Raw genomic sequence first — 6034 nt, forward strand, 5'->3', positions numbered from 1 at the left:
CTGGAATTCGGCGTGGGATTATTCACGATGAATTCGGAATGGCGTACCACCGGAGTGTAGATCACTTCCAGTGATGGATCCTTGAGTCCTAGCCCCTCAAAAGGAGCAGCCAACCCAAGCTGGTCAATATCCAAAGATAGGGCAGCACTCCACTGAGGTATCCGCAAATCCTCGGTGTCTGTAAATATACTCCTTTGGCGGAGATCCTGTGGGTTCAGAATATCAAGAAGGCGCAGACCATCTGCTTGCCCCCACCCTCGCTGAAACTTTCCGACTTTTAGAGACGCGCGTCCCTCTGAATCAGCAAACGCTATCGACAGCTCTCTAATCACATCCTGCTCGAAATCATCGAGTATGCGATTTTCTTCACCGCTATTACCAAACGGTTCAGGAAGCGTGAGCGCCCCATCCTGCGAGAGTAAAAAATCAAAGCGATCTAGAAACGGAGGGCCTTTAGTAAAGTCTTGCGTGCCAGGCCCGGTTGAATCTCCATCATCAAGATCATAGTACCAATCGCCGCGCAGCCAAAAATCGGAAACGACCGTCACGTTGCTATTGGGAGTCCACTCAGCCTGAAGCTGCGCTACAAACTGGGAAGGCCCCACTCCAGTTCCACCACCATACCGGTCAAAATAGACGCCCGTCCCTTGCGTCAGACGTCCGCCCACCCAGACATTGTCGGGCAGGTTCAGCGCTTCAGCCAATGACTCGGCATTCGCTGCCAGCGGCATCATAAGGACTGTGGAAAATGCTGTAGCCCCGAGCAGGCATAGCTTTTGCGACTTAGTTTTAGTTTTTTTATTCTTGGTATTCATCTTTCTCTCCCTCACTTTCTATTTTTCCCGATGCGCAGCCAGGCTCTATCGCCCTCAATCTAACCAACCATCGCCCTGACTATTTTCTTCTGTGTGCTAAACGGAAATCCCCGCGGCTTCAGCAAGCCGATTGCTGCAGGCACAACAGTGAGCGCCCCCACCATGTTGAACATCAAGATGATCGCCAACAGAACGCCCATCTCGGCTTGGAACCTGATCGGAGACAGGAAGTACCACGGCAATAGCGGCAGTATCATCGTCAGTGCCGTAACTATCACGGCAATACCAGACGTGTTGAACGCCCGGCCCGCCGCCTTCGCGAATTCATGGCCGTGCCTCATTTCGTCGCGTATCCGGTCTGCCATGTAGATGCTGTAATCAACACCACGGCCCAAACCCAACGCAGCAAGCGGCAGCGTATTCAAGTTCATCCCCACGTCCATAAGCGTCATGACACTCATGGTGATAAAGTGAGATGTCGTCAGTACAAGTATGATCACGACTGCGACTGCGGGTGATCGATATAGCCAGAGCAGGTTAACTGCGATAACGATGATAATGGCAATAAGGAGTACATTTTCTTTGTGCTCGATCTCGTCGTTACTCGCCTTAATTATACCGATCTGTCCGCCGGCGAACCTCACACGCGGCTCCCCATCTGAAAACTGATAGGTGTTTAGAAATTCATGGCCCGCCGCCATCAACGCATTCACGGTGTCAGCACTATGCTCCCCCGTATAAATTGAGAGCTTACCGATGCTCCATTCCGGGTTCGTATAGGCGGCAAAGTCTCCTGGCTCACCGCCAGACCGGAACATGTAAATGTTAAACCCTATTTCTTCTTCTGTATCAGGAATTGTTTGGTATGAAGGGTCCCCTTCCCACAAAACCATGTTGATATTTTTTACAATCGGAACAAGGCTCTGTGCGCGAGTTGCCGGAAGAACTCGTTCGTAAATATAGCGATCAAATGCTTCGATCTGATGATACACACGCGGATCTAGCATTATCTCTCCATCACCGGAGAAATAGGCCTGCATTACATCCGTACCGACACGGTCAAAGCTCGAGTTGATTTTTTTGACATCTTTGTTGTATTGGGAATCTTTCCACAGGATCGGGCTCCCTTCTGCGTCACCTATTTTTAGCCCCTGCGAAATGAAAATGCCCGCAATCAACGCAGCGACAAAAGCCGGGAGGAATACATATCTGGACGCTTTCAGCCCAAAAATTTTGGCCAATACGGCTTGACCGGGTAAGGTGGTGCGGAATTTTGTCGGCTTCCGAAGGACCGCCATGAACGCCGCAGCAACAATAATTCCCGGGGTCAGCGTTAGAAGCCAAAACGTGCAAATGAAGGCAAGCGACTGTATGCTTGGGATAGTCACCAGAGCCAGAACCGTAAATCCAGCTGCATCGGTAATCACAGCCGCAGTGCTCGGGAACAGAAGGCGCTCAAGGCCTTCTTTTACTGCGTCACGCATGGTGGCACTATTTTCGATTTCATCGAAAACGCGCGAAACGAATTGAACTGAATGGGATAAAACAGTGGCGAAGACGAAGAATGGGAGCAAGAGCAACAGGGGATCAAGATTGTAACCGACCAAGCCAATGACGCCAAAGCCCCAAATCGTGACGGCGAAGGCCACGAGCATTGGAACAGCAACGCCCACCCAGGACCTGAAATAGAAAAATAGGACGGCAGCGATAGCCAGCACAGAGGCCGCAAAAACCAACAGCATATGAGGCAGATATTTCTTAACCGTGCCCAGAAGTACGGGCCTGCCAACGACTGATATTTTTACATCTTTCGTCGAGAATTCTGATTTTAGATTGTCAATAAAGGCGACAAACTCCCGAGAATCCACCTCCTCTGAAAGCTCGGCAGAAATAAGCATTGAATGCTCATCCAGTGAGACCAATGAGCCGAGAAACTGCCCCCTGACGATTTGTTTGAAATGCTCCATATCAGACTCAGAGCGGGGCACTTCCGGCCACATAAGAGGACTGACCAGAATTTGCCCCTCCCCGCCGGCCACCGATCTCGTCTTCCGGAGATTGGCCGCCTCAAACAGAGGGCGGATATTGTTATCGTGAAAATAGAACTCGTCTGATACTTCCCGATACGTTTCAAGAAAGTCCGAATTGTAGATGTCGCCTGCTTTATTTTCGACTTCGACAAGGACATTATTGACTCCACCAAACTGACTCCGGAACTCCTTATAGAGTTCGACATTCGAATGGTTTGCAGGCAGCATATCTTCGATAACGACCTTCAACGAGACACCTGTCACGCCGAAATAAGCCGCCCCCGATGTGACCAGAAAAGCGATTGCCAGAATGATTCTGGGAAATCTTATGACGAAATTCGAAATATAACTTACCACTGAATTTGAGCCTTTGATTGAATTTGCAACAAGCGAACTACTCCTGTTACCACCGCACTAACGGCTCCGGATCTGAGACATCGAATTCGGTTTTTAGTACGGCACCGTTCGCCCCAACGACAACATACCCTCCGTGTTCTGATGTTTTAGAGACTCCTCCGTACCAAAGGAATCCTGGCTTACTCTCCAAGGGCAACAAATCCGATACAGGCAATCCAGCTTTTACACGGACCACACCGCCCTGGCCTACGATCACTCCGTCACCATCTTGGTCTAATGTTAGATCGAACAAATGCGCATCTGTCCCCGAGGACAAAGCTGTGATCGTCGGGACACGGTCCATTAAGCGTCCCGAGCCCTCTTCAACGTCACTGTCCGAACCAAATCGAACCATTGTAAGCTTGCCGCCAAGCCCAGATATTAGCGCCTCCGAACGCCATGCATCTACCGCTGTGAATGTGACCGAGGCATCGGGCGCGTCCAGCACCTCCCAGCTCAATCCATCATCGATTGACGACGCTATCAGGCCGAACTCCCCAACCAAAACCAACCGCCCGTCCTCGAGACGTGTAATGCCATTCAATCTCGGTAGATCACGTCCCTGATATCCGGATAACGCCTGAGTTTGCCACGTTTTACCGCCATCGGACGTGTGAAGCACTGTAGCCTCATGTCCGACGACCCAAGCTGTCTGGGCGTCGAGACAGTAGACATCTCGCAAGTTAATGCCCGACTCAATATGCACAACTTCCCAATGTGCGCCCCCGTCTTCAGACCTCAGGATCTTTCCTCTACTCGTGACAGCAATGCCGACGGACTCGTCCACAAAGTCGATCCGCCTAATTAAGTCCGTAAACGGTAAGGGCTCGCGCTTCCAGTGCCCTCCTCCATCCTCGGTCTTCAGTAGCGTCCCGTAGTATCCACCCGCCCAGCCCACAGAATCAGAGACAAAATCGACGGCAAATAAATTATCAGGAGCAAACCGTACACGTCCGGCAGTTGGCAGCTCTATATTTGACCGAGGACTTGCGTCGGGGATCGTTAAAACGGCCTGCTCTGCCAGCGCCCCAGGTTGGGAGAAGTAAAGTACCCCAGCAGCAACGGTAGCATGAGCGAATTTGAAGACCGGCAGGTTCATAGATTTGATCCAAAAGACCGCCAGCACTGCTGGCACAATTTCAACTTAGTTGGTGAACGCGTTCAGGCTGGGTCAGCCCACGCCAATACCGCCATCGGACGAGATGGTTGTGCCTGTGACGTATCGAGCCGACACCGGACAGGCAAGCAACGCATATAGCGCTACATGGTCTTCAGGCTTTGCGGCAAATCCGAGCGGTGTCATGCCCTCGAGAAGTTTGTCGATCTCTGGAATCTCAGCCATCTGGGACTTTGCGTGCTCGGATGAGGGCGACCCGGAAAGATTGGTAATCGTACCTCCTGGAGCTACGCCATTAACCCTAACGTCTGGCGCGACTTCCTTCGCAAGCTGCTTGATGAGTCCAATCACAGCGTGTTTCGATGCCACATATAGCGGACCACCTCCGCCCGTAAAAAAGCTTGAGCTAGAGGCCGTGAAAATTATGGACCCTTTAGACTGGCGAAGCGCAGGAAGACACGCGTACGCTCCGAGCGCGTACCCCTTTACATTCACACCAAAAATATCATCGCAGACTCTTTCGAGCTTTTCTTCATCCTGCGCTTCCAGAGGCGTTATAAAATCCCATATCCCTGCATTGCCGATAAAGGTGTTCAGTCCACCGAATCTCTCCACGGCAAGGGCCGCAGCGCGCTGATTGTCTGCCAGACTGCGCACATCCCCAATTACTGTTTCAACCTCAGCCCCGAACTCACCCCGCAACGAACTCGCCTGTTCGTCATTGACGCACAGAACACACAGTCTGGCACCTTCCTCGACAAAATGATGGACCACCGCCCGACCAATTCCCGTGGCTCCGCCCGTAATCAAAACGGAACTGCCGCTTAGTTTTGGCATATTTAAGTACCTCCCTAACAACCTTGCTTGAGGTGCAAGATTTTGTTCTTTTTTTGAGAAAAAATGATTTTTTTGATTGTGTCAATATTTATTTACGAACAGCGCGAGCTCAAATTCCGTAGCAAGGATCGAAATCTGCATGTGGCCAAAGGCAACTGTGCTATCGATGCCGCTGTTAATTTCGCCATACGGAACAGACGCCAGCGCAACTTAGTGCACCTGACTCCCGGATTGGAGCAGTGCTCGCCGCCCCGGATGTCGAAAAGCCATTTCCCGACTCCGAGATTTTTGTTCCGTATACTCGCTTATTTCTATCGGTTGTTCGGGAACGCTCAGAACGCAGTCCATGTTCCCACATGTCCTATTATTCGCGCATGGCCGCTTTCGAGAATATTCTCGACGCACAAATATCATGGGTAGGCCTACAGAATTCCAATCCTGTTCACCCGAGCGCGCAGATTTCATAAAGTTTCACAATGTGGGAGCGATGCCACTCATTCGTATCCGGCCAGGTTGACGCGCAACCGGATAGCGGCTCAACCCAAATGTGTCGTGTCAGGTTGAACTTCACTGCCATTCAAGGTCAGGGAACGCTCAAGAGATACGACAACCAGTCTGTTTCCTCCGGCGGAGCTAGGTCTCCGCCAAACTCTGGGAGCCTAAGCGGCTCCCATTTTTTTGACCTCTCATCTCCACATGATCAGGCGCCGGCCCCTAAGGTGGAAGAGATTGACAGCGCTACCCCGTTGAGCTGAATCAGGCGATCACGCTGTTCTTTAGGACTCGCCCACCTCTGGCTAGATGAACTAGAAATTGCGCCCACGACCATTCCCCGCGAA

The 6034-nt window shown here is 51.4% G+C and carries 3 protein-coding genes and 1 pseudogene; all 4 read right to left on the bottom strand.

Annotated features, from left to right (window positions below; all coding sequences use genetic code 11):
• Positions 1–815, bottom strand: a pseudogene (locus B4F73_RS04895) (hypothetical protein); the annotation flags it as partial.
• Between the two features lie 59 nt (positions 816–874).
• Entirely contained in the window at positions 875–3202 is a 2328-nt protein-coding gene (locus tag B4F73_RS04900) for an efflux RND transporter permease subunit (RefSeq protein WP_273241468.1), read from the bottom strand.
• Between the two features lie 46 nt (positions 3203–3248).
• The gene (locus B4F73_RS04905) at positions 3249–4340 is read right to left on the bottom strand and encodes a WD40/YVTN/BNR-like repeat-containing protein (protein ID WP_290482634.1); all 1092 of its coding nucleotides are present in this window, start codon (positions 4338–4340) and stop codon (positions 3249–3251) included.
• Between the two features lie 72 nt (positions 4341–4412).
• On the bottom strand, positions 4413–5195 hold the full coding sequence (gene hcaB, locus B4F73_RS04910; RefSeq protein ID WP_290478648.1) for a 3-(cis-5,6-dihydroxycyclohexa-1,3-dien-1-yl)propanoate dehydrogenase: 783 nt from the start codon (positions 5193–5195) through the stop codon (positions 4413–4415).
• Positions 5196–6034: the final 839 nt, after the last annotated feature.

The organism is Hyphomonas sp. UBA3601, from assembly GCF_002375605.1.
Lineage (GTDB): Bacteria > Pseudomonadota > Alphaproteobacteria > Caulobacterales > Hyphomonadaceae > Hyphomonas.